The following is a 24,957-nucleotide window of genomic DNA, read 5'->3' as shown; positions in this document are numbered from 1 at the left end:
GCGGACGATGGCATAGCGGTGGGGACTCCAGAAGATTTGGCGCGAGCCAGCATCCTGCTCGCCCCGAGGCAGAAACATGACTTCCGCGCGCACGGCAAGCAGACGGTCTGCTGAGGGCTTGGCGAGCGGCTACACCAGGACAGGGAGCGACGCGAGCCCGCGAACGAGACGGGTGTGCCGCCACGCCAGTCGATCAGACGGAACGGCAAGTCGAACCTCGGGGAACCGCGTCAGGATCATCCGTAGGGCGATCTCAGCCTCGGCCTTGGCGAGAGGAGCGCCGACGCAGCGGTGGATGCCGTGGCCGAAGCTGAGATGGGCAGCGGTGTCTCGCTCCAGGTCGAGAATGTCCGGCGAGGGGAACCGTTTCGGGTCCCGGTTGGCTGCTCCGAGAGCGACCAGCACCGGTACACCGGCCGGGATGTCCGTGGCGCCGAGCCTGACCGCTTCGGTGGTGAAGCGGAATGTGGCTGTACTGACAGGGGACTCGAACCGAAGCAGCTCGTCGAGCACAGCAGGGACGTCGTCTGGATTCTCCCGAAGACGATGCAGCTGTGCCGGGTGCTGAAGCAGCGCCAGGACGGCGTTGCCGAGGAAGTTGGTGGTGGTCTCGTGCCCGGCTACGAGCAGCAGCACCGCGAGAGAGACCAGTTCTTCCTCGCTCAGGTGATCGTCTCCGTCGCGAGCCGAGATGAGCCGGTCAAGCAAAGAGGTACCGGGGGACAGGCGCTTGGCGGCGATAAGGCTGGTCATGTAATCGGCCATCGAATGCGAGGCCGCGTCGACGACGTCAGGTCTTCCCGCCGCGAACAGTTCTGCGGACCACCGCTGGATGTCGGACCGGTCTCCCTCCGGTACTCCGAGTAGCTCGCAGATCACCAGGACCGGTAGGGGGACCGCGAGGCCGGCCACGAAGTCGAACTGCTCGCCGACGGGCCACTGATCCAGCAGCTCCTCGGTGACCTGGGCAATGAAGGGACGGAGCTTCGTGACGGCTCCGGTCGTGAACGCCTTGGTTACCAGCTTGCGCAGCCGGGTGTGCTGCGGTGGGTCGCTGGCGAGCATGGTGTGAGCCACAGCAGGGTGTAGCCGACGCTGTGTGCCCTTACCGGCGAAGAATGCGGCTGTGTCCTTCGACAGCCGAGCGTCGCCGAGGGCTTCCCGGGCTTCGGCGTAGCCGGTGACGAGGTAACTGGTACGCCCGCCGGAGCCCGCGGGCACGGGCTGTACCGGACACGTGGACCGCATGGCCGCGTACGTGGGGTAGGGGTCCTGGGCGAAGCGGGGGTCCTGCGTCGGGTCGGTCATGCTCTCAGGCTCCAACCAGTTCTGGCCGGCCATCGTCTCTGACACGCCCGACACGGTTGACGTAAGCGTCAGCTACCAGAAGGAGCCACTCCGTGGCTGCCCGCAGATCCTTCCGGGAGGCGGCACCCGCGGCTGGCGGGGCGACGTCGTCGGCGACGCGGCCTGTTTTCAAGCCGGCCAGCGCTGCCTTCACGACAGCCGCCTCGACTGCCGCAGCACGTTCCTCTGTCCCAGTGCCGAAAGCGTCCTGGGCCGCCTCCTGTACTGCCCGAGGTCGGAACGCCCGAAGGGCGAGGCTGCCGTCGCTGATCTCTATGACCCGCCGCTGGAGCAGGAAGTCCGAGTCATTCGAAGAGTTCTGGGCATCGTCTGCGGCGGTCAGGACGATCTCGGGCATCGCAGCTGAGAGGTCCTGCCAGAGGGAGCCGAGCGCCTCGAAGGACTGCGCCTCCCATCGGCGGCGGCGGGCCTGGCTGAGCGGGTAGACCACAGCAGGCAGAGTGAGGCCGAGGCAGATCAGGAGGACGGCAAGTGCTGGCGAGGTCACGCTGAAGACGCACGGCATGGTCACGAGTGACGAGCATTCCGGGTGGTCGGGTATGAGGTGGAGACCCAGACCCAGATCGAGGAGCCGCGTCAGCTTGTACGCCGTGTAGACGAGCGCGAATCCGCAGCCAACCGCTGCCAACCGGAGACCGATTCGTACGCTGCTGCGGCGCGTTGACTTCGACTGGCGCACGACTTGCACCAGGAAGTCGACGACGGCGAAGCTCAGGTAGGAGATGTACAGGAGCAGGTAGAGCGCGTACGCCTGCGGAGAGCGGTGGGCCATCTGCTCGTAGGCGAACAGGATGGTCATGCCGAAGGCCGACCCGGCGAGGAGGAAGAGGCGCAGTCGGATCCGGCGCTGTGCCTCCGCGGGCTCGAGGTTGAGCTGGAAGGAGACGGCCAGGACTGCCGTGGCGGCTGCCACCGAGGCGCAGTTGCTCAGCAACCGGGCGACGTGCGGTACTGCCGTCTCGGCAGCGTCCTCGAACAGCGGTGCGTAGGAGGCGAAGGCCAAGGCGAACGATGCGAGGAGCGCACCCATGGCCCACGTTCCGGTCGGACGTGGCGTGCCTCGCCCGAGCACCCAGTAGCCGGAAGCCGCAGCGAGCAGGGAGGCCATGCCGAGGAAGACGGTGTTCATCGTGAGCGGAACCGCCGCTTCCTGATGGGCTGGGCAAAGAGTGCGTCCCAGCTGTCCGGCCCCTTTTTCGGCCGCAGAGAGGGAGATTCACGCTCGCGGTAGATGCGCTGGCGGATGACCGTCGCCATCATCTCCGCTTCCCGTTCGTCGGCCGTCGAGTAGCTCGTGCGCCCGGACATGCGCGTCACCAGCGTGGGGTTCACACCGAGGATGCGGGCCATGTCCGTGTCGACCTCCAGACTCCCCGGGTGGTCGTAGTACACGTGGCACAGCTCGTGAGTCAGGATGTGTCTCTGGTGGTGGATAGACGTACCTTCCTCGTAGTAAAGGAGGTCGACCGTCGGGGTTTCGATCCTTATCCCACATGGCGCGTCGACTGCGCCGAGCGTATTCAGCGGCGCCATGACGATCGGCTTGCCGCGGAGATCTGCTATCGCGTCACGCAAATCACGCGTGCTGAAGCGGTGTGGCAGGGACAGTAGATCAACCTGCTCCTCACATGATGTGCGAAGTCGGCTCTCGTCGATTTCTGGCAAAGGCACGCAAGTCCCCCTCCTCGGCTTCGGCGGTGCGCCAACTCGCTAGTGAGTACCAGCGATGAGGATGCCAAGCGGAAGGCGGAACTCACACTTCCGGGAACCGAGAGTTCCGGTTACGAAGGGTGATCGCGAGGAGCGCTGGAGCTGTGGATGGCGAGTTTCCCGAGCGTGGTCCGAGCGGGTTTGTGCTCGCTATCTCGGGGTGGAGGGTGCGACGTCGCAAGTAATTGAAGGATCGACTACCCGTTATGTCTGACTACGCTGAATGACTGACTCATGATCATTCGTCAGGCATTTCATGCAGGTTGTGGTGTACGTCACTCAATAGCGGCCCCTAGTCTCGCGTTATGGATTCTCGGGGCGGGCGGGGTGAAAGTGGTGACCCCGTCGGCGAGTCCCTGCCTGAGCTGTTACGGGCGTGGCGTAGACGGGCGAATCCTCGACGAATCCCGGGCTTGGTGTCTACGGGGCGCCGGGGTGACGGGCTCACGCAGCGTGACGTGGCCCGCCTGACGGGCGTCAGTGAGCGTTGGTATCGCGAGCTGGAGCGCGGCAATGAAGCCCAGTACTCGTCCGACTTCCTCGATCGGATCTCATCGGTGCTCGGGCTGAGCCCCGCCGAGCGTCGCGCGCTGTACTTGAGGGCCGTCGGCCGCCCTCCAGCGCTTGCTGTCGTGCTGGAGGCGGACAGGTCTGCGGAAGTGGACGAGTTTCTACTCCAGCGGTTTTTGGACGGTCAGACTCCCAATCCGGCCTTCGCGACGGACCTCGCGTGGAACGTGATCGGCTATAACGGTCCGCTGGTGGATTGGTTCCCCTGGGTCACTTGCCGGGCCAATCAGATGAGATGGGCACTTCTGGACCCGGAGGCCCGCAAGCAACTCGTGAACTGGGAGCAGGACTGGGCGCGCCCATTTCTTGGGCAGATTCGCTATGAGCGCGCGCATCACCCGGAGAACGAGGCGCTGCGGCAACTGGAGCGCGACATTCTCGTGGAATCTCCGGCCGCACGGGAGATGTGGGAGCGTCGCGAGATGGCCGAGCATTCGCACGGTGACTTCCGCCGGCTCAGGCTTCCGTACCACCAGGGGCGGGAGGTCGCGATCCGCATCGTCGCATTGCGGCCGATGCGTAGTGATCACCTTCGGGTGGTCGTGCTGATGGAAGTCGACGAAGGCGGTGCCGGCTCCTGAGCGCCAGGAGGGGGCATACTCCGGAATAAAACGGAGATGTCCTCACTCGTCGTCGAGCAGCCCTGATTCGTCCGCCTCATCCGGCATGCCCTCAAGTCGACGGGCTTGGTCGATCACGGTGTTCAGCATGTTCAGGCTGGACGCGCTGAGTCCGTTAGCGCGCAAGGCGACCCGGCGCACCCCCTGGTCGAGCATGGCGGCAACCACCTGGATCTCCGCGCGCTGCCGCTCGGCCTCCGCCTCGTCGAAGAAGTAGCCCGCACTCACCCCGAAGAACCCGGCCAGAGCCCGGATGGTCTGCATCTTCGGGTTCGTGTTGGTCCCGGTTCGAAGTTGCTGGATGGCGCTTGCGGAGATGGTCACGCCTGATGTGTCGCGGATGCCCTGAGACACCTCCGCGTACGTGTACGGGCTGCGCCCCTTCGGGTGCACCTCCCGGAACAAGTAGTCGAGCAGCTCCGCAAAGGTGCGCTCGTTCCTCTCGGTCATCTCCAGCCCTTCGTCATGCCCACCATCGTATCCACTTCAGTGGTGATCATGACCAGGGTGCTATGTGTATCGCCACTACAGTTGACGGAAGTGCGCAACTGCGGTGTACGTTGAAGCTTGGAGTCATCCAGTGCAGTGTTCAGTGCCTGGTCAGGGCATATGGAGGGGCTGGACTTGTGTCAGGGCTCGCCATATGGTCCTGGTCCGCGCAAATGAATCACCGGTCGGGTGAGCCAGGAGGGGAGGGGTGATGTACGCACACGGGCCATGAGCCCGCAGGGGCGAAGGAGACCGGCGCCCGGGAGCTACCAACTCCCGAGGCGTCGGGCCGACAACCCCGAGGGGCATCGATTCACATCTCGCGGGCGGCGGGGCTTTTGCACGAGAACCGCCGCACCGCGTTCCTACGAACAACGGAGTATCACATGCTCGCCACGCCGAGCGTCAACCCGGCATGCCCGGATACCCAACGACAGCACCGTCTCGCTGCTCAGCTCGCAGAGATGATCCCGGGCGCGGCCACGATCCGAGTCAGCCTCACCGACCCGAGCCGGGCATGGCCACACCCGCGTGCCGCTATCCGGGACGAGGGCGGGAAGACCCTGGAGGTGAGCCGGACGACGGCGACGGTCGCTGCGCGCTGGATCCTGCGGGTCTGGCCGGAGGCGGACTGGACCCGGCCGCACACCTTCGACATCCAGCGCGCCGCCCTCACCTGCAGCGACCTGGCCGCTGCCGGTCGGAGCCGCTGACATGGCCCGGATACGCACCATCAAGCCGGAGGCGTTCTTCTCCGAGTCGCTCGCCGGAGTGAGCGTCGAGGCCGAGCGGACCTTCTTCGGCCTCCTCACGCAGGCCGACGACCACGGACGGCACCGCGACAACGCCGCGATCATCGCTGGGCTCCTGTGGCCCCTGCGCGCCGAGCACACCTCGGTCCACGTCGAGGACGATCTCCACCAGCTCGCGAGCGCCGGCCTGATCTGCCGTTACACCGGCTGCGACGGCCGTCGCTACCTCCACATCGTGACCTGGTCCGAGCACCAGAAGATCGACAAGCCGAGCCAGTCCCGCCTGCCCTCGTGCCCGCAGCACCAGGCTGCCGGCCGGTGCGGCCCCTGCAAGGGCAACTGCACAAAGCAGACCGAGGGCTCGCCCACCACTCCCGGAGGACTCGCCGAGACCTCGCCGAACTTTCCCCGACCCCTCGACCTGCCCGCCCAGGCCACCTCGACGTCTTCCGGGTGCGTGATCGTGTCCCCGGCCGACCGGCGGGCAGCCACCGATCACTTGGTCGGCGTCCCTGGCCGCTCCGGAGCGGAAACCCCAGGTCAGGAGGCATTCCCCGAGGACTCCTCGAACGTTCCCCGAAGCCTGCCCGAAGGCTCGGCGCCTGGATCTAGGATCTTGGATCCTGGATCTTCTCTCCCTACGGGGCGCACAGCGCCCGCAGTCGGCATCTCCGCCAAGGACCTGGTCGGGGAGTACGTCGCCGGGTGCGACCAGCGCCCCCCGAGCGACGTGATCGGGCACCTCGGGCGGATCATCAAGAAGCTCCTGGACGAGGGCATCGCACCGGCGCACATCCGAGCCGGGCTGGCGAATTTCACGGCCAACCCGAAGCACCCAAGCGTGCTGACCAGCATGGTCAACGAGGCGATGAACGCTCGCCCCGGCGGTTTGGCGCGGCTGGGAATCCGGCCTAACGTGCCCGCCCACCAGGCCTGGACCAACCCGGCCAATGCGTCTGCCGCCTACGCCGAGGAGCTGTGATGCACACCCGTCACCGCGAACCGCAGCTCCTCGGCAACGAAGCCACGCTGGAGCGCATGGCCCGGATTCTGGCCGCCCGCAACATCGACCCGGCCGACGCCGCGCTGACCGACGACGCCGAGCCCTTCTCGCCGCTGGATGCCCTGCTGGCCGGGATGCCCCCGCGCTATCAAGCGGCTGTCGCCGACCACCCCACGGTCCTGGAGTGGGTCCGGAAGGTCACCGACGCGGCCGTCGCACCCAGCCGAGGAGCCCGACGACAGATCACCACCGGACCTAGCCTGCTGATGGCCGGGGTCGTCGGCGCGGGTAAGACGCACCAGGCGTACGGCGCGGTGCGAGGGCTGGTGCAGAGCGGGGTCGGTGTTCGCTGGCGCGCGACCACCGCTGCCGACCTCTACGCCGATCTCCGTCCCCGGCCCGGGGTCGACAGTGAGCGGGAGCTGGCGGCCGTCAGCCGGTGCCCGCTGCTGATCATTGACGACCTCGGCGCGGCCAAGGCCAGCGAGTGGGTCGAGGAAGTGACGTACCGGCTGATCAACCGGCGGTACAACTACGAACTCCCCACGCTGATCACGACCAACCTGGCGATCAAGGACCTGCGTTCCTACCTCGGGGACCGAGTCGCCAGCAGGCTCGCGCAGATGACCACCCGAGTCGAGTTTGAGGCCGTCGACCGCAGACGCCACAGCGCCGCCGCCTGACCCTCCACAGGCCACCCCGCCGGACCGCGCCCTCGTACCGCCGTCCCCCCGGGCACCTACCGCCAGCGCACCTCTCCGCCGACGCCCCTGCGCGCGGAGAGCGATCGGAGCACCCCGCATGACCAGCACGATGAACCGCCCCGCCCAGCACCGTCAGCTGGGCGACCAGACCTGGCAGGCCGACGCTGTCTGCCAGAGCACCGAGTACAACCCGGTGGACCCCGAAGTCTTCTTCCCCGAACCCGACGAGACCGCCAAGATCGCAACGGCCAAGGCCCTGTGCGGCCAGTGCCCGGTCCGGCGCACCTGCCTGGACGCCGCTCTGGAAGGGGGTGACACCGACGGGATCCGTGGCGGCCTGACGGAAGAGGAGCGTGGGCCGCTGCACGACAAGCTTGCCAGCCGCCTCGACTACAGCCGCGTCAATGCCACCATCGCCGGGCGCGACGTGCACCTCACCCATGCGGAGCGCCGCGCGGTCGAGTACGCGGCCTACCGCCACGGGGTGAGCGAGCAGCGCCTGGCCTGGCTTCTGAAGGTCACCGAGGAGCACGCCAAGAAGCGGTACCGCGAGATCCGCCGGGCCGAGCGCAACCGAACCCTGAACCAGCTCACCACGAACACCCGACCCCGCGAGACCAGCGGCGAGCGCCTGATCCGCGACGACTTCGGGACGGCGGCATGAACATCGCAAGCGCGTCGAAGACGGCGCACATATCCGGGTGGGACCGCGCGGCTGTCGTGGCGCTCGGGGGCGCGGGGTGCGCGCTGTCGTACGACGCCCTGCAGCAGATGGCCGTGGCCATCCACATCCGAGGCTTCCTTACCTACCTGTTCCCCCTGGTGATCGACGGGTTCATCGCCTACGGCATCCGAGCCCTCCTGGTCCTGCGCAACGCACCACTGCGCGCCCGGCTCTACGTCTGGACGCTCTTCGGCACGGCCACCGCCGCCAGCATCTGGGCCAACGCACTCCACGCGGTGCGCATCAACCAGGACACGGTCGCCGGCACCGGCCTCCAACTCGGTGACGCGGTGGTCGCGGTGCTCTCCACCATCGCCCCGCTCGCACTGGCCGGAGCGGTCCACCTCTACATCCTCATTGCCCGGGGCCCGGTCGAGGACTCTGGCCGGCAGAACCTCGGTCAGCCCGGTCACCTCGGTGAGACCGACCGGAGCGACGCCACCGAGGTCACCCGGACCGACCGAGCCGGTCAGCAGCGGTCAGCGGCCGGTCAGGTCGAGTCCGGTCAGTCGGTCACCGCTCTGACCGACCGGCTGCCGCTGTCCCCGACCGACGAGGACACCGCCGCCCGGTCAGTGACCGGAGACTCGGCCCCGGCGACCAGCGGCCAGTCGGTCACCGACCACCACAACCGCAGCCACGGTGCTCCTGACCTGCCGGGACAGGCGGACAAGGGCCGGACGGTCACTGACCGCCCCAGCAGTGCGGCCCCGGTCGGTGATGACCAAGACAGCCCGGCGGCGGTCAGCGCCCCGCCAGTCACCTCGCCGCCGGTCACTGACCGGGTCGCTCGGCCGACTGGTGACCGGCGTCCTGACCCGGACACCGAGGAGCTGCTGGCGATCGCCCGGTCGGCGGTCAGGGCCGAGGACAAACTGACCCGCAAGGTGGTCGCCCAGGCGATCCGAGGTCAGCAGATCCCGCTCTCCAGCGACACCCTCACCGCGCTGATGGCTCAGCTGCGCGAGCAGCACCGCCAGCCGGTCACTTCCTCCCGTCCCTGACCGAACCTCCACGGAGGGGGTGACCGAACCGGTCACCCCGGCCGGTCACCCACTCCGCATGTCACCGACACACCCCGCCACAGCAGAAGTGGAGAGCACCCGATGCGCACTTACCCGGCCACGCCCGCCGAAGTCGACTCCTGGCTGACCGTCCTGCACCAGCACGGACACCTCCACCGCGCCCAGTCCGGCCCCGACTCCACCTGGATCGTGCAACGCGAGCAGCACGACCGGCCCTGGACCCTGCACCACCCCGTCCTGGCCATGGACTGGATCGAGGAACTCGTCCGCGAAATCCAGCAGCAGGACCCGGAGACGAGCCGGTGAACACCAACGACCCGGTGGCCACCGCCGCTGGACAGCAGCGTGACCCCACCACGGCTCCTGGCGGAGCAAGCTATCGCGTACGACGGTCCTACGGCCCGACGTACGCACTTGCCCCCGCCCAGGAGGGCGGGGGAAGCCCGGCTGGTCCCCGAGCGAGGGCGCACGGGGACCAGCCGGGCAACCGGCACCAGGGGGCGCCGGTCACCGGAGGAGAAGCCGACCGCGACGACCACCGCGAGCAGCCGCGCCCGAGCACGCCCGCCTACCCCGACCGCAAACCGCGCCGCCGCACCCGCAACCCCAGCGAGCGCACCCGCAAGACGACCACCCGCCTCTCCGACACCGAGAAGACCGAGATCGCCGAGGCCGCCACCAAGCGCGGCGTCACCGTCGCCCGCTTCCTCGCCGTCTCCGGCCTGAGCGCCGCCCGCGGATGCGCCGCCGTGCACAGCAACGACCAGCTCGACACCGCCATCGACGAACTCGCCGCTCTGCGCACCGCGCTGGCCCGCATCGGCAACAACATCAACCAGATCGCCTTCGTCCTCAACAGCGGTGGCCAGCCGCGCGCCGGTGAACTCGAACACGCGCTGGGCACGCTGACCGGACTTCTCGCCCGCGTCGATGACGCGGCGAACGACCTGGTGACCCGGCGGCTGTGATGGTTCCCGACATCGGACGCGGCTCCCGCACCCACGGCCTCCTCGTCTACCTGTACGGCCCCGGACGGCGCGAGGAGCACACCGACGCACACCTCGTCGGCTCCTGGGACGGCTTCGCCCCCGACCCCGGCCTCGACCCCGACCCGAAGGTCACCCTCGCCCGGCTCACCGCCGCCTTGGACCTGCGGGTCAAGCAGGCCGACGACCGCGCACCCGCCAAGCACGTCTGGCACTGCTCGGTCCGCACCGCCCCCGAGGACCGGCGCCTGGACGACGAGGAGTGGAACGCCGTCGCCCAGCGCATCGTTCACGCCACCGGCATCGCCCCGGCCGGAGACCCCGACGGCTGCCGGTGGATCGCCGTCCGCCACGCGGAGGACCACATCCACATCGTTGCCACCCTCGTACGCGGCGACCTGCGCAACCCGCGCCTGAACTACGACTTCAACAAGGCCCAGGCCGAATGCCGCCGCATCGAGAAGGAGATGGGCCTGCGGCGCCTGAACGCGGGCGACGGAACCGCAGCGAAGAATCCCAGCAGCGCCGAGAAGTTCAAGGCCGAGCGCACTGGCCGCCCGGAGACCTCGCGCGAGACGCTCCGCGAGGCCGTTCGTCGAGCCGTGGCGGGAGCGGATTCGGAAGAGGAGTTCTTCACGCGGCTCCGAGAAGCGGGGGTACGGGTGAAGCTGCGGCACGCACCGTCCGGTGACGCGCTCGGCTACAACGTGGCCCTGCCCGGCGACCGCAACCGCGACGGAGACCCGGTCTGGTACCCCGGCTCCAAACTGGCCCCCGACCTCTCTCTGCCAAAGATCCGCCTACGCCTCACCGACGGGGTCGCCGAGCCGAGCGCACCCTCCGTCGCCGCTGACCGGACGAACTGGTCACCGCCCGCCCGCGAACGACGCAACGCCACCGTCATCGCCGAGCGCTCGGCCACGCTCCTGGAACACGACGAGGACGGCCAAGCCGCCGCCCAGCTCGTCGGCGTCGGAGAACTCCTCGACGCGGTGGCCCAAACCTCACCAACCACCACCCGCGCCGAGCTGGCCGCCGCAGCTCGCGCCTTCGAGCGGGCAACTCGCAGCCACGTCCGCGCCGAACGCGCCGACACCCGCGCCCTGCGCTCGGCCGCCCGGGGCATCGTCCAGGCCGGCGGGGCGCTCGGCCGAGGCGAGGACGGCGGCACCACCGCCATGCTCGTCTCCACCCTCGTCCTGGTCACCCTCGCCGCCGCCCGCTGGCACTCCGCCCGCGGACACGCCCAGCAGGCCCACGCCTCCCGACAAGCCGCCGCGCACCTACGCACCGCCTACCGGCAGGCCGCCGCCACCCCGATGCGCATGCTGCACGACCAAGGCCGCGCCCTTCCAGAAGCCCAGCGCCGCGCGCACGAAGCCACCCTTCGCGCCGTCCTGCCGGAGAAGGTCGTACGGGCAGGGGGCATGGAAGCGAGGACCGACGCCTTGGTCGCCACCCTCGCCCAGGCCGAGCAGGCGGGCCACGACTCCGAAGCCCTCCTGTGCCAGGCCATCGACATGCGCGAACTCGAAAGCGCCGATGACGTGAGCGACGTCCTGGTCTGGCGCCTGCGGCGCATCGCCCAGCTCCCGGCACACCCGGGTGACGTTGCCCATCGTCCGCAGGCCGCCACCCGCCAGGCCACCACGCCGAGCAACCGCACCAGTGAACGAAACACAACGGCAGCCGCATCGCTCGGGACTGTTCAAGACCCAAACCGCCGCTCGTCACGTCGCTGACCAGGTCGAACCGGGAGTCGACCACCGACCGAGCGGACGCTGCGAAATGAATGGACAGCTGGTTCCACCGGCTGTTACGGATGAAGACAGGACCGACAACCGGGAGATGACGCTCGTGCTCAGAAGCACCACCCGCACCACGGATCCAGCACTCGCGCTGCCCGTCCTCCCCACTGGTACCGACCCTCTGCTGCAGCTCCAGGCCGAGACGCGGCCGGCCGACGGCCCCGGGGCGATTCGCTGCGTCGGCCACTCGCGCGAACTCGCTCTCGGGGGCATCCCCGTGATGTGCTCCGCCTGCCGTGCCCGACGCGACTGGCTGCTCATCAACCACGGGCGCAACGTCTGGGTCCGCTGCCGGTGTGGCAACCAGTGGCTCGAGCCCGAGATCAGCCGCGCCGACTTCGACGCCCTGGTCGGCGGCCCTCACGGGACGACCTACCCGAGTGTCGAGGCGGGCTTGGCCGCACTCGGATTCGACGGTGTTTTCGCCGGCACCTACCTGGAGTAGGACTTGCCAGGGCGAATTACGGCGAACACGAGACAGGTACCGCGGACGTCGACAGACGCATCCTCACCCACCCAGAGTGCGCTCCGCGGTCGCTGCATTGCGCTGGGATGGGTGTTCCCAGCCCGTTCGGCTGTAGGGCCGCGACCCTGATCGACTACCCGACATCGCGCGTCTTGGCCCCGGATCCAGTCGGCCCTGTGGACCTCATACCGCTGCTATCGCCGCTTTCCCCTCCCTCGATGGGGATGTGGCGCCCGCGTTGAAGCGCGTCGCGTTCAACGTCCGGGATCGTCATCGACTCGGCGAGCACGGCGGCGAGCGCCTCCACCTGGACTTTTTCGACGCCTGCGTGGAAGAGCCAACGGATGTTCTCGTCGCGCGTGATGAGGTCGATCGCCGAACGCGCGCTCTTGTCCGGTGCGGCCGCTGCCCGGACGTACCGCACCTGATTGATCGGGATGTCCTGGCGAATCTCACCCTGTTCGAGAAATGCGTTTGTCTTGGCGGTGATGATGCGGCAGTCCGTAACGGCGACCAGCGTCCTCGCCGGCGTCTTGTCCCGCGCCGCTGAAAGCTTGTCCTTTGCCCCGCCGAAGATCGCGGAGACCGGGCCGAGGGAGTCGAGTTGATCGGGGAAGCCGAGGGCGCGCAGGGTCTCGTCGTCGTCGAAGAGCCATCGCAGGATGCGGAGGTACGGATCGAGGGCCAGCGACTCGGGTGCGCAGACGACGTCCGGGGCATCGAGTGGAGGGGCCGGCGGACGGAGGGCGTCGGCGAGGGGTTCGATCGCCTCCAGGAGACGGGCGGATATCTCGCGGGCCGCCTTCGCGTCCTTCCGCTTCCCCGGCAGCGACTGCGACAGGGGCTCGCGCCCGGGGAGCAGGGCGGCGAATCGCAGCTCTTGCGCCAGTGAGCCGACGAGGCTCGTCGTTCCGGCGAGAACGGAGTCGAACTCCTCGCGGGTGTTGCGCATGATGACGTCGACGAGCCGGGCCTCGGCGGCATCATCGCGGCCGACGTCTCTCGCCCTCCCGGCCTGGAGCGCCTTGTATCCGACCCATGCCTTGAGACAGTCCAGGAGAGCGAAGGCGTCAAAGGCGATGGCCTCGGCGTTCGTCTGGAGGTACTCGCGGCGGCGACGGGGATCGGACCGGTCGATCTGCTCGATGTGGCCGGCGACGTTCCCGCGGTACAGCTCAAGCTGCTTACGCAGAGCCGCCTCGCTGCCCGCGACGTTCTCCCACAGGGTGACGGGGACCGATTCGAGCTCTCGTGCCTGCTCGACCGCGCGGGTGATGGTCTCGACGAGCCCCGCCAGTTCAGACCGCTGCTCCTTGCGGACGGTGGCGAGCACCTGCCTCGTCAATTCGATGTTGGTCCTGACGAGGCCGGTGATCTCGCTCAGCTGCATCTGGAGAGCGACCATGGCCAGCGCCGGCCCGAGCGCGGCGGCGGTCTGCGCCGCGCTGACCGTGGTCACGGGGATGAAGCGGGCCTGGGCGATGAAGCGGCCTGGGACCATCACTGTTCCGAGGTTCGCGCCGTCCTTGACGGCGAGGGTTGCGCCGGTCTTCAGCAGGGACTGCGTCGCGCTGCTGAGCCGGTAGAGCCCTTGTGCGCTGGCGAACGCGTTTGCGAGGCCGCCGACGGCGGTCGACGCGTTCCCGATCGAGGCGAGGACGGTAGAGATCTGCAGGCGGTCAGTGGCCGGTACGATTCCGAAGTCGATGAGATCGGGCCCGAGTTCCGCGGGGACCTCGCCGAAGAGGACGGCAACCCCCGGAAGGACCTCCACAAGGGCGGTCGACGCCGCCGACGGGTCGGGCTCCGGGCAGGGTGCCGGATCGCCCGCGGTGAGCGAGCCGCCGGTACCGCTCCGGTCGCCCTCCTCAGGCTCGACGGTTTCCATCGAGTCCGAAGGGTCTTGCATGCGATCTCCTCCTCGAAGGGGCGCGCGACGGAAGGCCGACGTCGGCGCTCACCGCCGCAGTGTACGTCTCGACGCCCTGCGGTTCAGCCGGAATGCACCGAGCCGATCCCGGATCGGCCAGGACCGGCACGGGTACATCCGGCGGCATGGAGTGGCTCCCAGGGAAGTTTGCTGGCACTTCTCGGCGCGGCTGCCGACAACCGGAACACCGCTGTCAGTTACCGCCGTTCTGCGGGTAGAGAGGGCGGAGCGCCACCAATGTCGGCTGCGATGGATACGCTTCCCATCGGTGTGGCCGTGTTGCCACATTCTTCGAACCGACTGAAGTCGGCTGGCTCAGGGGTGGGCGGCGGCGCGATGAGAACAGGGGGTAGCCATGTCCTTGGCCATGTGTCCACTGTGCAGTGACGACGAGGACATCGAGGTGCGCGCGACGCTCGACGGCGGACGCCGGGTGCTCAGACATCGATGCGGCTTCGAGTGGGAGCACGGCGAGCCCGCCTCAGCGCAGCGGCAAGTGGCCCGCTCTTTCGAGGCTCTCAGGGCGAGCTTCCCGAAGCCCGAGGACGTCGATCCCGAGCGGTTGGAGCGCGTGGCCCGGCTCAAGGCGCGCTATCTCGCCGTCAAGCCGGACTTCGACTCGCGCGTGGCTGCTTACTGGTCGAAGTACCAAGGGGTTTTCACGCCTGAAGGGCTGCGGGCATGTAACCCGCAGATACTCAAGGACTTCGCCAACTCCGAGATCGGCGCGCGACCCGGGAACCAGGCCACGTTCAATTCCGCCTGGAACGACATGGGCGATGCCGCGGCGGCCGAGTCGACCCGCTCGACGATCGAGTACCTTCTGCACGGACCTGACGAGGTGCCGCTGGAGGAACGGCTCCAGCAATTGCTGGAGGGCACGAAGCGGTTCGCCATGACAGGCTTCAAGGAAGCCCTCCTCACGAAGGTCCTGTGCGTGATGCGTCCCGAACGGTTCCTCACGATCCTCAAGTACATGACGGATGCGGGCGGCAAGCGCGAGATCGCGCGGCTGGTCTACGGCCTGGAGCTTCCGGCACCCGAATCGGTGAGCTGGACCCGCGGTCGCCTCATTCTCTGGAGCAACGACCTCCTGCGCACCCTCGTCGGAGACGGCTTCGCCAACCAGCAGCACTCGGCCGCGTTCCTGTGGTGGGCCAAGGACAAAGTCGAGCGGAGCGGGTGACCGAGGAGCAGGCCCCGAGCGTCGCCGCGCGTGGAGCGGGCACCGCGCCGCTTGACGAGCTCGAGAGTCGTTTTCGTCTCTGGGGGAAGATGGGCGAGTGCAACTGCTGGCCGCGCGAGAATGTCGTTCCCCCTGCGCATCGGTGTCCCGTGCGAAGGCTGTCAATATCAAGACTACGACGACTGCGCCTGTTGAGCAGGAGTGCACATTCGTCCGGGACGTGCGTACGTGGCACGCGGCTGGACGCAGAGCGAGGCCGCCCCTGTTGGCGAGGGGCGGCCTGCTGCGGTTCTCAGTCAGACCTCGGCGAGACGGGGCGAGAGGTTGAGGGCGTCGGTCGCGAACGCGAGAGCGGCGCAGAGGCCGGTCACCTCGTGGAGGGTCGGGCGAATCAGACTTGGCCAGCCGTCCGGGGCGGAGGGCCAAGAGGCGAGGTGTACCTCGGTGGTGGCCAGGCCCAGGTGGGCTGTGACGTCCCAGAACGTTGGGGAGGCGGGCTCCCAGCGGAGGAGGATGCGGCCGAAGAGGAGTCTCGGGGCTCCGGTGGTGCGCCAGGTGACGTCGAGGGGCCCGTCGGGTGCTGCGGAGACGCGCTGGACCAGCGCGCCACGCACGCCGTCCGGCATGGGACGTACGGCGAGACCGTGCAGCGGGAGTACGTACGACGAGATGGGAGCCTCCGGAGTGTATGGGGAAGGGGTCAGGACCAGTTGAGGGCGTTGCGTGCCGACGTGGGGAGGTAGTCCTCTTGGCCGTCGTCGGGGATGAACGCCCTGCCGTCCTGGACGACGACCTCGGTCCCCACGTAGTGGGTGAAGGGGAAGTCGGGGTTGACGGCCAAGCGCACCGGCAGGTTGGGGTCGAGGTCCTGGAGCTGGCGGAGTAGGTGGCCGACGGTCAGGTATTGGGGCAAGGGAGTCTCCGGAAACGGCGGGTACGGGCGGGGCCGGTCGGCCCGACGGCACGAGAGCCGTCAGGCCAGCCGATGAGAAGGGGGAGGGCCTGATCGAAGGTCAGCACGAGTGGTGGGTTACCAGGGCGGCGAGGAACCCGGCGACGGCCTCGGAGGGGGTGTAGAGACCGAACTCCTGGACCCAGGCGTCGCCGTCGGCGGGCCGTACCCGGACGTGCCAGACGATGTCGCGCTTCCAGGCGGCCGGGTCTTCGGGGAGCCAGCCGACGTAGTCGCGGCCGTCGGGGCTGATGGCGTGGACGTTGGCCTCCGGGGTGTCGACGACCGCCCACCCGAGATCGCCCAGGAGGTCTAGCACCGGACCCGCGCAGTGATCGGAGGAAAGCCAGTGAGGGGTGTTCGCCTCGGGGCGGACTACGGCGGGCAGGAGGGCGGCAGAGGTGCTCACGGTTGGGCGATCCCTTCGTTGACCTGCGGTTTTCCCGACATCCGTACGTTGGCATGCGTCATGCCGAAGTGCGTAGTCGTTTCCCCGGGAGTGACGTCTGCCGTGGGCGAACTCGGGGTCGTCGGCAGGTGACGGGAGACCGGGGAATGGACAGGTCACCGCAGTTGTCCTACATGGGTTGCGGTGACGGGCCGCAGGCGAGAGAAGTGGGGACAGCGATGGCCGAGACGAGCAGACACTGGGACGACGCCGGGTTGGAGCGCAAGATCCGCGCGGCCGTGGACCGTAGGCGACATCGCGAAGGTCGCTGACTGCCAGTGGGGAGTCGGCGCACAGCCCGACCAGAGGCCGGACGAGGAGACGGTGGAGCGCCGGGTCGCCGAAGGCCGGCGCGTGGAGCTGACAGTGGAGGAGCTGGCCCGCGCGGTGGGCCCCCGGGCCGAAGAGGGCCACCGCGACGGGAATCAGAGCTAAGCGTTCAACGTCGGGGCCCCGTGGTGGGCACTGACGGCCCTACGACCGCCGCCGGAGAGGACGGTTCGGGCACGGCCCCCGGGGCGTGCCGCGTCTGCCCGGAGCGGGCGATAGCGGCCTGAGCCAGCCGAACCGCCGGTGCCTCAACCTCGGGTGCGGCGGCCTCCCGAGCCTCCACCACGCGCCGGATCGCCTGGAGGTACGCACGGCTCTCCGCAGGGGCGACGCGGACTTGACCGCCGTTTCGGTGATCCGGTCGAGTTCGTAGAAGTCAGGCACGTACCCATGCCGGGACAGGGCGTGAAGACGGTCCTGGTGAACGGTTACCGCGCTGTCCGTGATAGCCAGGGCCGCGCGGGTGTGCATGGCGCAGCGCAGGAGCGGATCCTCTGCTGGGGCGGCGGGCCCCTAGGACCTCAAGAGCTTCGATGGGCTGGCCCCAGGCGTTCTCGATCATGGCCGTGGCCTGGTCGAGCATGGTGGAACTCCTGTTGCGCGGGGACGGTCGCGAGTGGAGTGCGGCCTGGGGTGGGAGTCAGCGTCCGCGCCGGGGCGTCGGCGAGCTGGCCGGCAGCTGGGCAGAGGTAGCGGGCGCGGGGTGTCCCGTCCGTTTCTGCGCCGCCCCCGTGGAGCGGCTCTGCGCGGCCATCACCCGGAGGTCGGCTGCTGTGCGTGGTGCCCGCGCGGCACGGTGTACGGCCTGGGTGACCGCGGTGCGGCGTACGTCCAGCGGAGTCGGAGCGCGCGGGACCTGAGCCTCGGCGATCGGCGTGGCCGAAGCGACAGGGGTCATGGTGACCAAGTGCTGCATCCGCCTGTCGACTTGGTGGCGCTCGCGGACCACCGGGGTCGACTTCGCCATCACAGCGGCGGTTGCGGCGATCAAGTGGGACGGGGTGCGGGCCGTGAACGTCGCTTCGGCACGAGTGCTCCAGCCCGGCGGGCCAGCCCACAGCTCGACGGTCGTGCGGTCGGAGCCGTAGCCGCGCCGATCGATCAGGATGCCCGCTTGGTCGTCAGGAGCGATGATCTCGACGGTGCCGAGTTCAGCAGCTCCGTCAACGTTCCAGCCGGCATCGGTCAGCGGCCGGACGGTGTCCCTCCAGGGGACGGTTGGCCCTGTCAAGAAGCGGCCGGGGGTGTCGGAGGCGAGGGCTTCGTCGTAGTCCTGGACCAGTGCGGCGGTGAGACCGGCGACCATCTCGGCCGGGGTGACGTGGTTGAACGTCGCCGTCCAGCGAGGCGCCGAGAAGGCGTCCTCGGCTGCGCTGATCTTCCACAGTTCGAAGTCGTCGCCGAACCAGCCGATCCGAATCCGTTGGTCGGGAGAGGTCACGAGGAGCTGGCAGGGGCCCTCATCGAGGTACTGATGAGGCCAGTGGGCGACGGGCGCGAAGCCAGACTCGCCGGTCCCGTTGGAACCAGCCAGATACATGGGGCTGACCAATACCTCTTGGTACCGGGTCGGGTCATCAGGGGCGTACATGGTCGAGTCTCCGGAAGCGAAGGAGGAGAACGGATCCGCGTGTGCAGCGGCGGGAGCCGCCGGAGCGCACGCGGATGCCGTAGCGGCGGCGAGTGGCCTTAGTTCTCACCCCCGTCACCGGCCCCGGCCCGGTGCCGACTGAGCGGTCACGGCCGCCGGCACCCGCGGTTCCGGCTGAGGCGCGTGGCTGAACATGACGTTCGACGCGGCGGCGCTCCGCCGTAGGGCCGCCGCGGTCCGGGCGCTGTCGGCCCCCGCCCCCAGCGGAATACCGACGTGGGAGCGCGTTGCTGCCACTGGCGCTGTTCCACTTCGCAGGGCGAAGGGCTGGCTCCAGTGCTCGATACTCGCGTAGACGGCCCCCAACGCCTGGCCGGCATCGGTGAGCACGTACGGGTCTCCGTGCCGGGAGCCCGTCCGCGTGACCAGGCCATCGGTCTGAAGCCGGACAAGTCGCTGCCGTGCGAGGCCGTTGTCCAGACCGGCCGCCTCGGCGATGTGAACGAACCGCATCTGGCCGTCAGCCGAGTCGAGGGCCTGAATCACGGCAGTCGAATGCCGAAGATGCAAGCGGCGCAGCGCGTCCTCGACACGTTCGGCTTCGGCCATCGGTTCCTGTGTCAGGTGGGTGCGGGACCAGTCCGACACCGTGCGGAGGACGGGGGCCAGAGACGTGCCGAGCGCGCTGAGTCGGTACGGCGCGCCCCGCCGGTCGTCATCGCGGATCACCAGTCCGTCAGCGTGCATCGTGGCCAGCCGTTTGCCGACGAACTGCTCACTGAAGAAGGGGAGCTGCGCAGCAACGTCGCGGACGCGCACGGGTCGTTCACCTGGGCCAGGGTCATCGCGGTCCAGGATGTCCACTTGGGCCCGATCCGGGCGAGAGCCTCCTCGACGCGCTGGGCGTCGATGGAAGCGATGGAGAAGGTGGGAGGCAGGCCGGGGGTAGGCATGGTGGGTCCTTACCGGGATGAGGTCAGCGTGAGCGTGGGGTCGCGAGGGAGGTCCTGGCGACGGGCGCGGCGGCCGAGTCGGCGAGCGCGCCTGACGTGGTCTGCGTGGTGGTGCGGCCGAGGGCGGCGGACACCCGTGAGGTCGTCGCGCGACCATCACGCAGGGCGGCTTCCCCCTGCGAAGTGAGCGAGAGAAGCTGGCCGGGCCGGTACACGTTCTCGGTGATGTCCTGATGCAGTAGCCCGTCGGCGACCAGCCGCTGCACGGTCTGCGGGAAGACCGCCGGGTCCTGCCGCTGGGCCTTCTCCCGCGAGGTGTACGGGTCCTCGCCGATCGCGTTGCGACGAAAGCGAACGCCTCCGGCCGTAACGGCTTCGAGGGCTACCAACCCGCGCTCCCCGGCGACGGCCCAGTCGTCGTCCCGGTCGGGCCTCGTCTTCTGGCCCTGCCCATGGCTCTTGTTGGTCGCGCGTTGTGCAGGCTCGGGCGAGGAAGGAAGCCGGCGGTAGGCGGACAGGGACTCGACGAGCTGGCTGTACGCCCGGTCTTGCTGCGCCAGAATGTCTCCGAGTTCGGGGAGTGCGGTCCGCAGCAGCGCGTACGACACCTGGGCGCGGCCGACTTCACCGCGACCAGCACCTCCGAGCAGCCGCTGCGACCGCCGGACCGCGGCGAGCACGCTCTCGTGTCGCTCGTCCAACGCCGCCGCGGCTTCGATGACGCGCGTAGCGGCCTGGTGCAGCGGCTCCCCCGGACCGGGCGCGAGGGCGGGCACGCTGACATCCCCGACACCGAGCACTTCGACGACGAGATAAGGCCCAGGGTGTGTGTCTGCGTCGTACGGGTTCACTCCGTCGCCTCCATTCGGGCGAGCAAGGAGCGGACCAGAGCGGGCAGGCTCCCGGGGTCGTCGCCGAGCCGAGGGCGGTCGCTCGCTTCGCGAAGGAGATCGGCGTCATCGAGCAGACCGCTGGAGATCTCCATGCAGGCGTCGGTGATCCGGGCGGCGGCGAGCAGCGACTGGGAGAGAACCTCGACGTAGTCGTCCGGCGCGAGGCCGGCGGCGTCGGCTGCGTTGCGGACCGCCTCCAACTCAAGGACGCTGAAAGCGAAGTCGAACTCGTCGTCCCGCTCGGTCCCGCCGGATGCGGCGATGATCGGGGCGCAAGGCTCCGTAGGGATGCCCACGCGGGTACAGATCTCGTCGACCGAGGAGGTCAGCTCGGCGAACGACTCGGTGAGCCACCCCAGCGCGGAGGCGTATGAGGCCAGAGCGAACAGGCCCGCCGAACCAGCGGGGCGTGGCTCGGCGGCCATGAAGCCCTCGAACCGGTCGTTCAGCCCGGTGATCACACGGGGCCCAGCGGCCAGAGGACCCAAGACGGGGTGCAGGTAGGAGCGGGCGGCAGCCGTCGGGTACTCGGCGGCAGGGATGGCGGCGACGTTCTGAGCGGCCTCGGTGAGGAGATCCGCCAGCTCTGAACGGGTCAGCGCAGTACGGTCGTTGATCATCGCTGGGCGGCCTTTCGGGAAGCAGTGGCCGAGGGCGGCGCTGTTGGCGGGGCAGTCGCGCGGCCCGTGGTCGGCCGTTCGGCGGTGAGCGTCGAGCGAGACCGGGCGGCCTGCACGCGGGCCTCCGTGGCGGAGTCCGGGCCGACCCCTTGCTGGGGGCCGGTCCGCAGGTGGGCCGCGCGGTAGACCGCGTAGTCCTTCCGGCTGCCAGCCGCCACGAGGTAGATCTCGCGCTTGTGGGTCGAGGTCGGTGGGGCCTGGCGGAACTGGATGACCAGCCGGTAAGAGACCTCCGGGTCGACGTACACCTTGTGGAAGCCAGCGAGACGGCCCTTCAACGGCAAGCAGTCGTCGCTTCCGTGGACCAGGTTCTGCAGCTCCAGCAAAGCCAAATCGCGTATTACAGCAGGGAGTACCCGCAGGTCGGCGATGGCGTCAGGGTGCGCGGCGAAGGCGAAGCGGGCGCGGCTCACAGCAGCCTCCCCTGGGCCGCGCGCTGAACCGGTACCGCCGCTGTCGCTCGGGGCGCGCCGAGCCCGGTCTGCGGTGTCGGAGAGGTACCGGCGGACCGAGAGAGAGCGATGCGGGCGATGTGGGCCCGGACGACAGCACCGTTGTGGTCGCTGTATTCCGGAGGCTCGGGCAGCGGTTCGCTGCGCTCGTCCAGCCAGGTCTGGGCGACGCCGACGTCGGGGAAGGCGCCCTCGCGCATCGTGTACGTGCCGGCATCGTGGTTCCACTCCTCGTAGAAGAGGCGAACCGGTGCCTGGGTGGCCTGGGAGTCGTTGACGAGTGTCCACGCTTCGCTGGGATTGTCGTCAGAGGTATAGGTGTCGAGGACCTCGTAGCGGGTGCCCGACTTCTGGATCTGCTGTTCCACCTGGACGGTGAGGTCGTCGGCGGGCTCGACGTAGTCGCCACCGCGCAGTGCGATCCGTTCGAGCGGGCAGCCGCGTTCTGCCAGCCAGTTCTGCGCGAAGGACGCCGTGGCGTGGTGACTCGTCTCGAACGTGAACGCGGACTGCCGCAGATCCCTTACGACCGCGATCGCAACGAGCTGTGGCTCGCCGGGTACCCCCCAGGTGACCGAACGGTCGTGGGCGAGGACGAAGCTGTGCGAACTGTTGGGCGTGGTGTGGTGTTGGGACAGCACCGTCAAGTCGCCAGCCCAGAGAGCCTCCATCGCTTCCTCGGAGTCGTCGTCGACCGGCGAGAGATCGTCGAGGTCGAAGTCGAGGATGCCGTTCACGCCGCCACCCCCGCCTGCTCGGGCGCCGGGGTGGCTAGCACCCGGTGATTGGGGCGAGTTGCGCTGGTCGTGCAGGCCGCGAAGGGTCCGTCGGGTGCACGCAAGTGCGCCAGGGTTTGGTCCAGGTGGTCGCGGTGCCAGGTCGACGGGCCGGACAGGCCGGCCTCCGTGTCGGTGAACTGCTGCCAGGCGAGCCAGAGTGCGTGGAGCCGGGCGACGGCCTCGGGGTGTTCGTGCCAGTGCGCGCACCAGGGACGGCTCGTGCTGACCTCTCGGCCGTACACCGGCAGGAAGAGGCAGTTCACCCAGTCGCTGAGGGCAGCGAGTTCGACGGCGTAGGCCTCGCCGCCCAGGGCGAGGATGAACACCGAGGCGGGGCCGTCGGGCTTCTTGCCGTCAGCTGCCTCGGCTTCCGGAGCGCCGTCCGGCGTCTGGATGGCGCCGGATTCGGGCTCGGAGCCGAGGCGGTCGAGGATGACGCCGTGCTGCCTGACCTCGGCCATGGTCTTGGCGAGGGTGCTGGCGAGGTCGTCGAGGTCTGCGTCGGGGACGCGGTACGGCTCGGGGCCGGGGGAGGTCGGGCTGGTGTCGGCCATGGGGGTGTGCTCCATCTGTGAGACGGCGACATGCCCGAGAGGATCCGGAGAATCAGCGGTTTGGTCCGGCCGGAAGAACGCGGTAGTGGAGCGCTATCGGTCGGCGCAGCGGGGACAGCGGGGACAGCGGGGAAAGGGGGGTGCCAGCAACTGCAAGGCACGCGCAGCCTGTTGTGGGACAACGCCGTTGCCGAGCGCGGTGAGTTGCGCTGGACGGCCGAGCCCCGGAGTCGCGGTGACCCAGCCGGCGTCGAGGCCCTGCATCCACTCCACGAAGTCCGCGCGGAGCCGACCGGCCGCGTCCGTGGGGGCCGGGGCTGGGCGGGTGAGGCTCTCCCATCGGGTGATGGCGGATCCGTACGCTCCCCATCGCCGGTCCGCGCCCCCGCCTCCGGCGTCTCCTCCGCCCAGAGGGGCAGGACCACCGCCGACAAGGGAGGCCGCCATCCCTGCCCGGGGCGGCGGCCCGGGGTGCCCGTGTCGCTGGCCCTCGGGGTCGGCAACAGAGACGCAGCGGCACTGGGCAGGGTCATGTCGCCATTGCCGTGCCGCTGGTTCGGCGAGCCCTTGATTCCGTCCGACGCCTTCGGGGTCGGCAGTAGCAGCCACTCGACCTCGTCGGCCAGGTTCGGGCCGTGCCCCCCGCTCTTCCGCTTCGATGGATGCTGGCTGCCGCCGTTCTTCCCGATGTTGCTGGTCGGCGTCTTCAGCAGGGTGCCCGGCGGACCATGCGACGAAGTTATCTGGACGATTCGCCTGATTCAGCGACTGTGCACGCTGTGCGGTGTGCGTAGGGTTCCGGCCGTGCGAGTGGTGAAGGTGCCCGATGCCGTGGCCGGTCAGCCGCAGGTGCGGCTGGTGGACGCGGCTGGTGAGCCGGTGGCTGAAGTCGGCGAGTTCTTGCAGTTGTTGACGGTGCGTGCGTACTCGACGAACACGGTCCGTGCGTACGCGTACGATTTGTTGAAGCTGTACCTGTTCTGCGAGGAACACGGGATCGCAGCTGGCGAGTTCACACCGGCGCGGGCGGTGGAGTTCCTGGAGTGGCTGCGGCTGGTGTCGTCGTCGCGGCGCACGCAGCGCCTGGAACTCGGTGTCGTGACCGGCGAGGGGCGGTTGCTGTCGCCGAAGACGTGCAATCGGGTGCTCGCCGCGGTGTCGTCGTTCTACGAGTTCCTCATCGTCAGCGAGCAGTACGCCGGCCGGGATAACCCGATCGTCAAGAACGTCGACCAGGCCGCGGCGCGAGTGCCGGACCGCTACCGGCCACCGCTCATGAACGCTCGCCGGCAGCAGCCGGTGCGCCGGGTGTTGCGGGTTAAGACAGTGGAGCCGGTGCCGCGGCCGATGCCCAACGACGTCTACCGGGCCCTGCTCGATGAGCTGCGTACCCGCCGCGACCTGGCGCTGCTGGAGGTTATGTGGGAGGGCGGGCTGCGCCCAGGGGAAGTGCTCGGACTGCAACTGGAGGACATCTCCTACGGCCAGCGCCGGGTGACGGTCCGCAAGCGGGACGATCATCCGCGCGGAGTGCGGCAGAAGTCGCGCCGCGACCGTGTGGTCGATCTGTGGGAGGGGCGGGCGCTGGCGGCGCTGAACGCCTACGTGATGCGCGAGCGTCCGTCCGACGTGGACACACCGTGGGTGTTCCTGGTCGGAGGCCGAGGTACGCGTCGGGGCGAGCCGCTGGGCTACGACGCGCTGGTGCGGATGTTCGCCCGGGCCGCCCAGCGGGCCGGGGTGCGGGACGCGTGGCTGACCCCGCACAGCCTTCGGCACACCCACGCCACCAGGATGTTCGAGGGCGGTATGCGGGAGCTGACGCTGATGACCCGGCTCGGCCACGCGACGCCCGACTCGATGAAGGTCTATACCCGGGTAAGCGATCCCGAGGTCGTCAAGGACTACCGCCGGGCGATCGGAGAACGGGACACGTGAACGCGAACGCACCTCTGCGGGCGGCATCATCACCGGACACCCCCGC

Annotated in this window: 27 protein-coding genes; 12 read left to right on the top strand and 15 right to left on the bottom strand. The window is 69.0% G+C overall.

Annotated elements, in window-relative coordinates; translation table 11 throughout:
* Positions 1-129: 129 nt before the first annotated feature.
* From ACIQZN_RS32485 to ACIQZN_RS32475, 3 genes are read right to left on the bottom strand one after another with little or no spacing between them, the layout of a single operon-like run.
* Positions 130-1,308 carry a cytochrome P450 gene (locus ACIQZN_RS32485; RefSeq protein ID WP_404001723.1) on the bottom strand — a complete coding sequence of 393 codons (1,179 nt, stop codon included), beginning with the start codon at positions 1,306-1,308 and terminating at the stop codon, positions 130-132.
* Positions 1,309-1,312: 4 nt separating this feature from the next.
* On the bottom strand, positions 1,313-2,497 hold the full coding sequence (locus tag ACIQZN_RS32480; RefSeq protein ID WP_404001720.1) for an MAB_1171c family putative transporter: 1,185 nt from the start codon (positions 2,495-2,497) through the stop codon (positions 1,313-1,315).
* Positions 2,494-2,943 (bottom strand): regulator component, encoded by a 450-nt coding sequence (locus tag ACIQZN_RS32475; protein ID WP_238441908.1) that lies wholly within the window; start codon positions 2,941-2,943, stop codon positions 2,494-2,496. The genes ACIQZN_RS32480 and ACIQZN_RS32475 overlap by 4 nt, the downstream gene beginning before the upstream one ends.
* Before the next feature lie 440 nt (positions 2,944-3,383).
* On the opposite strand from ACIQZN_RS32475, the gene ACIQZN_RS32470 reads away from it, so the two are divergent.
* Positions 3,384-4,229, top strand: a complete 846-nt coding sequence (locus ACIQZN_RS32470; protein ID WP_404001716.1) for a helix-turn-helix domain-containing protein — start codon at positions 3,384-3,386, stop codon at positions 4,227-4,229.
* 42 nt (positions 4,230-4,271) lie between these two features.
* Here ACIQZN_RS32470 and ACIQZN_RS32465 read toward each other — a convergent pair whose 3' ends face one another.
* Positions 4,272-4,718: a Secondary metabolite protein gene (locus ACIQZN_RS32465; RefSeq protein WP_129856960.1), complete on the bottom strand. Its 447-nt coding sequence runs from the start codon at positions 4,716-4,718 to the stop codon at positions 4,272-4,274.
* A gap of 503 nt (positions 4,719-5,221) precedes the next feature.
* Between ACIQZN_RS32465 and ACIQZN_RS32460 the strand changes: the two genes are divergently transcribed.
* The 9 genes from ACIQZN_RS32460 to ACIQZN_RS32420 all read left to right on the top strand — a co-directional run bounded on the left by ACIQZN_RS32460 (position 5,222) and on the right by ACIQZN_RS32420 (position 12,204).
* Entirely contained in the window at positions 5,222-5,470 is a 249-nt protein-coding gene (locus ACIQZN_RS32460; protein ID WP_404001713.1) for a transcriptional regulator, read from the top strand.
* Between the two features lies 1 nt (position 5,471).
* Positions 5,472-6,491 carry a hypothetical protein gene (locus tag ACIQZN_RS32455; protein ID WP_404001710.1) on the top strand — a complete coding sequence of 340 codons (1,020 nt, stop codon included), beginning with the start codon at positions 5,472-5,474 and terminating at the stop codon, positions 6,489-6,491.
* Complete coding sequence (locus ACIQZN_RS32450; protein WP_109881860.1) at positions 6,491-7,195, top strand: ATP-binding protein; 705 nt, start codon at positions 6,491-6,493, stop codon at positions 7,193-7,195. The genes ACIQZN_RS32455 and ACIQZN_RS32450 overlap by 1 nt, the downstream gene beginning before the upstream one ends.
* 118 nt (positions 7,196-7,313) lie before the next feature.
* Positions 7,314-7,880, top strand: coding sequence for a WhiB family transcriptional regulator (locus ACIQZN_RS32445; protein ID WP_404001707.1), 567 nt, complete (start codon positions 7,314-7,316; stop codon positions 7,878-7,880).
* Positions 7,877-8,944 (top strand): DUF2637 domain-containing protein, encoded by a 1,068-nt coding sequence (locus ACIQZN_RS32440; RefSeq protein ID WP_404001704.1) that lies wholly within the window; start codon positions 7,877-7,879, stop codon positions 8,942-8,944. Before ACIQZN_RS32445 ends, ACIQZN_RS32440 begins: the two co-directional genes overlap by 4 nt.
* 102 nt (positions 8,945-9,046) lie before the next feature.
* A complete protein-coding gene (locus ACIQZN_RS32435; protein ID WP_404001701.1) occupies positions 9,047-9,271 on the top strand; it encodes a hypothetical protein in 225 nt (74 codons plus the stop codon).
* Positions 9,268-9,933, top strand: a complete 666-nt coding sequence (locus tag ACIQZN_RS32430; protein ID WP_404001699.1) for a plasmid mobilization protein — start codon at positions 9,268-9,270, stop codon at positions 9,931-9,933. Before ACIQZN_RS32435 ends, ACIQZN_RS32430 begins: the two co-directional genes overlap by 4 nt.
* Positions 9,933-11,693: a relaxase/mobilization nuclease domain-containing protein gene (locus ACIQZN_RS32425; RefSeq protein WP_404001849.1), complete on the top strand. Its 1,761-nt coding sequence runs from the start codon at positions 9,933-9,935 to the stop codon at positions 11,691-11,693. The genes ACIQZN_RS32430 and ACIQZN_RS32425 overlap by 1 nt, the downstream gene beginning before the upstream one ends.
* Positions 11,694-11,799: 106 nt before the next feature.
* Positions 11,800-12,204, top strand: coding sequence for a hypothetical protein (locus tag ACIQZN_RS32420; RefSeq protein ID WP_404001696.1), 405 nt, complete (start codon positions 11,800-11,802; stop codon positions 12,202-12,204).
* 154 nt (positions 12,205-12,358) lie between these two features.
* Here ACIQZN_RS32420 and ACIQZN_RS32415 read toward each other — a convergent pair whose 3' ends face one another.
* Positions 12,359-14,113, bottom strand: coding sequence for a hypothetical protein (locus ACIQZN_RS32415; protein WP_404001693.1), 1,755 nt, complete (start codon positions 14,111-14,113; stop codon positions 12,359-12,361).
* Positions 14,114-14,510: 397 nt separating this feature from the next.
* On the opposite strand from ACIQZN_RS32415, the gene ACIQZN_RS32410 reads away from it, so the two are divergent.
* A complete protein-coding gene (locus tag ACIQZN_RS32410; RefSeq protein ID WP_404001690.1) occupies positions 14,511-15,341 on the top strand; it encodes a hypothetical protein in 831 nt (276 codons plus the stop codon).
* A 296-nt stretch (positions 15,342-15,637) separates the two neighbouring features.
* Here the strand turns inward: ACIQZN_RS32410 and ACIQZN_RS32405 are convergent, their stop codons facing one another.
* The 10 genes from ACIQZN_RS32405 to ACIQZN_RS32360 all read right to left on the bottom strand — a co-directional run bounded on the left by ACIQZN_RS32405 (position 15,638) and on the right by ACIQZN_RS32360 (position 22,973).
* On the bottom strand, positions 15,638-15,967 hold the full coding sequence (locus ACIQZN_RS32405; protein ID WP_404001687.1) for an esterase: 330 nt from the start codon (positions 15,965-15,967) through the stop codon (positions 15,638-15,640).
* A 74-nt stretch (positions 15,968-16,041) separates the two neighbouring features.
* Positions 16,042-16,254, bottom strand: a complete 213-nt coding sequence (locus tag ACIQZN_RS32400; protein ID WP_088575444.1) for a hypothetical protein — start codon at positions 16,252-16,254, stop codon at positions 16,042-16,044.
* 100 nt (positions 16,255-16,354) lie between these two features.
* Entirely contained in the window at positions 16,355-16,702 is a 348-nt protein-coding gene (locus tag ACIQZN_RS32395) for a DUF317 domain-containing protein (protein WP_404001684.1), read from the bottom strand.
* 1,009 nt (positions 16,703-17,711) lie between these two features.
* Positions 17,712-18,662, bottom strand: a complete 951-nt coding sequence (locus tag ACIQZN_RS32390; protein WP_404001681.1) for a DUF317 domain-containing protein — start codon at positions 18,660-18,662, stop codon at positions 17,712-17,714.
* A 114-nt stretch (positions 18,663-18,776) separates the two neighbouring features.
* On the bottom strand, positions 18,777-19,481 hold the full coding sequence (locus ACIQZN_RS32385) for a winged helix-turn-helix transcriptional regulator (RefSeq protein WP_404001678.1): 705 nt from the start codon (positions 19,479-19,481) through the stop codon (positions 18,777-18,779).
* 157 nt (positions 19,482-19,638) lie between these two features.
* Entirely contained in the window at positions 19,639-20,466 is an 828-nt protein-coding gene (locus ACIQZN_RS32380) for a large ATP-binding protein (protein ID WP_404001675.1), read from the bottom strand.
* Positions 20,463-21,128: a hypothetical protein gene (locus tag ACIQZN_RS32375; RefSeq protein WP_404001672.1), complete on the bottom strand. Its 666-nt coding sequence runs from the start codon at positions 21,126-21,128 to the stop codon at positions 20,463-20,465. The genes ACIQZN_RS32380 and ACIQZN_RS32375 overlap by 4 nt, the downstream gene beginning before the upstream one ends.
* Positions 21,125-21,601, bottom strand: coding sequence for a hypothetical protein (locus tag ACIQZN_RS32370; RefSeq protein WP_404001669.1), 477 nt, complete (start codon positions 21,599-21,601; stop codon positions 21,125-21,127). The genes ACIQZN_RS32375 and ACIQZN_RS32370 overlap by 4 nt, the downstream gene beginning before the upstream one ends.
* The gene (locus ACIQZN_RS32365; protein WP_404001666.1) at positions 21,598-22,377 is read right to left on the bottom strand and encodes a glycosyl hydrolase; all 780 of its coding nucleotides are present in this window, start codon (positions 22,375-22,377) and stop codon (positions 21,598-21,600) included. The genes ACIQZN_RS32370 and ACIQZN_RS32365 overlap by 4 nt, the downstream gene beginning before the upstream one ends.
* Positions 22,374-22,973, bottom strand: coding sequence for a DUF4913 domain-containing protein (locus ACIQZN_RS32360; RefSeq protein ID WP_404001663.1), 600 nt, complete (start codon positions 22,971-22,973; stop codon positions 22,374-22,376). Before ACIQZN_RS32360 ends, ACIQZN_RS32365 begins: the two co-directional genes overlap by 4 nt.
* A gap of 477 nt (positions 22,974-23,450) precedes the next feature.
* Between ACIQZN_RS32360 and ACIQZN_RS32355 the strand changes: the two genes are divergently transcribed.
* Complete coding sequence (locus ACIQZN_RS32355; protein ID WP_404001660.1) at positions 23,451-24,911, top strand: tyrosine-type recombinase/integrase; 1,461 nt, start codon at positions 23,451-23,453, stop codon at positions 24,909-24,911.
* The last annotated feature ends 46 nt before the right edge of the window (positions 24,912-24,957 follow it).

Origin of the sequence: Streptomyces sp. NPDC097595 (assembly GCF_044761525.1) — a bacterium.
GTDB classification, from domain to species: domain Bacteria; phylum Actinomycetota; class Actinomycetes; order Streptomycetales; family Streptomycetaceae; genus Streptomyces; species Streptomyces drozdowiczii_A.
The sequence above is the reverse complement of the archived record's forward strand: the minus strand, read 5'-3'. Positions and strand labels throughout refer to the sequence as shown.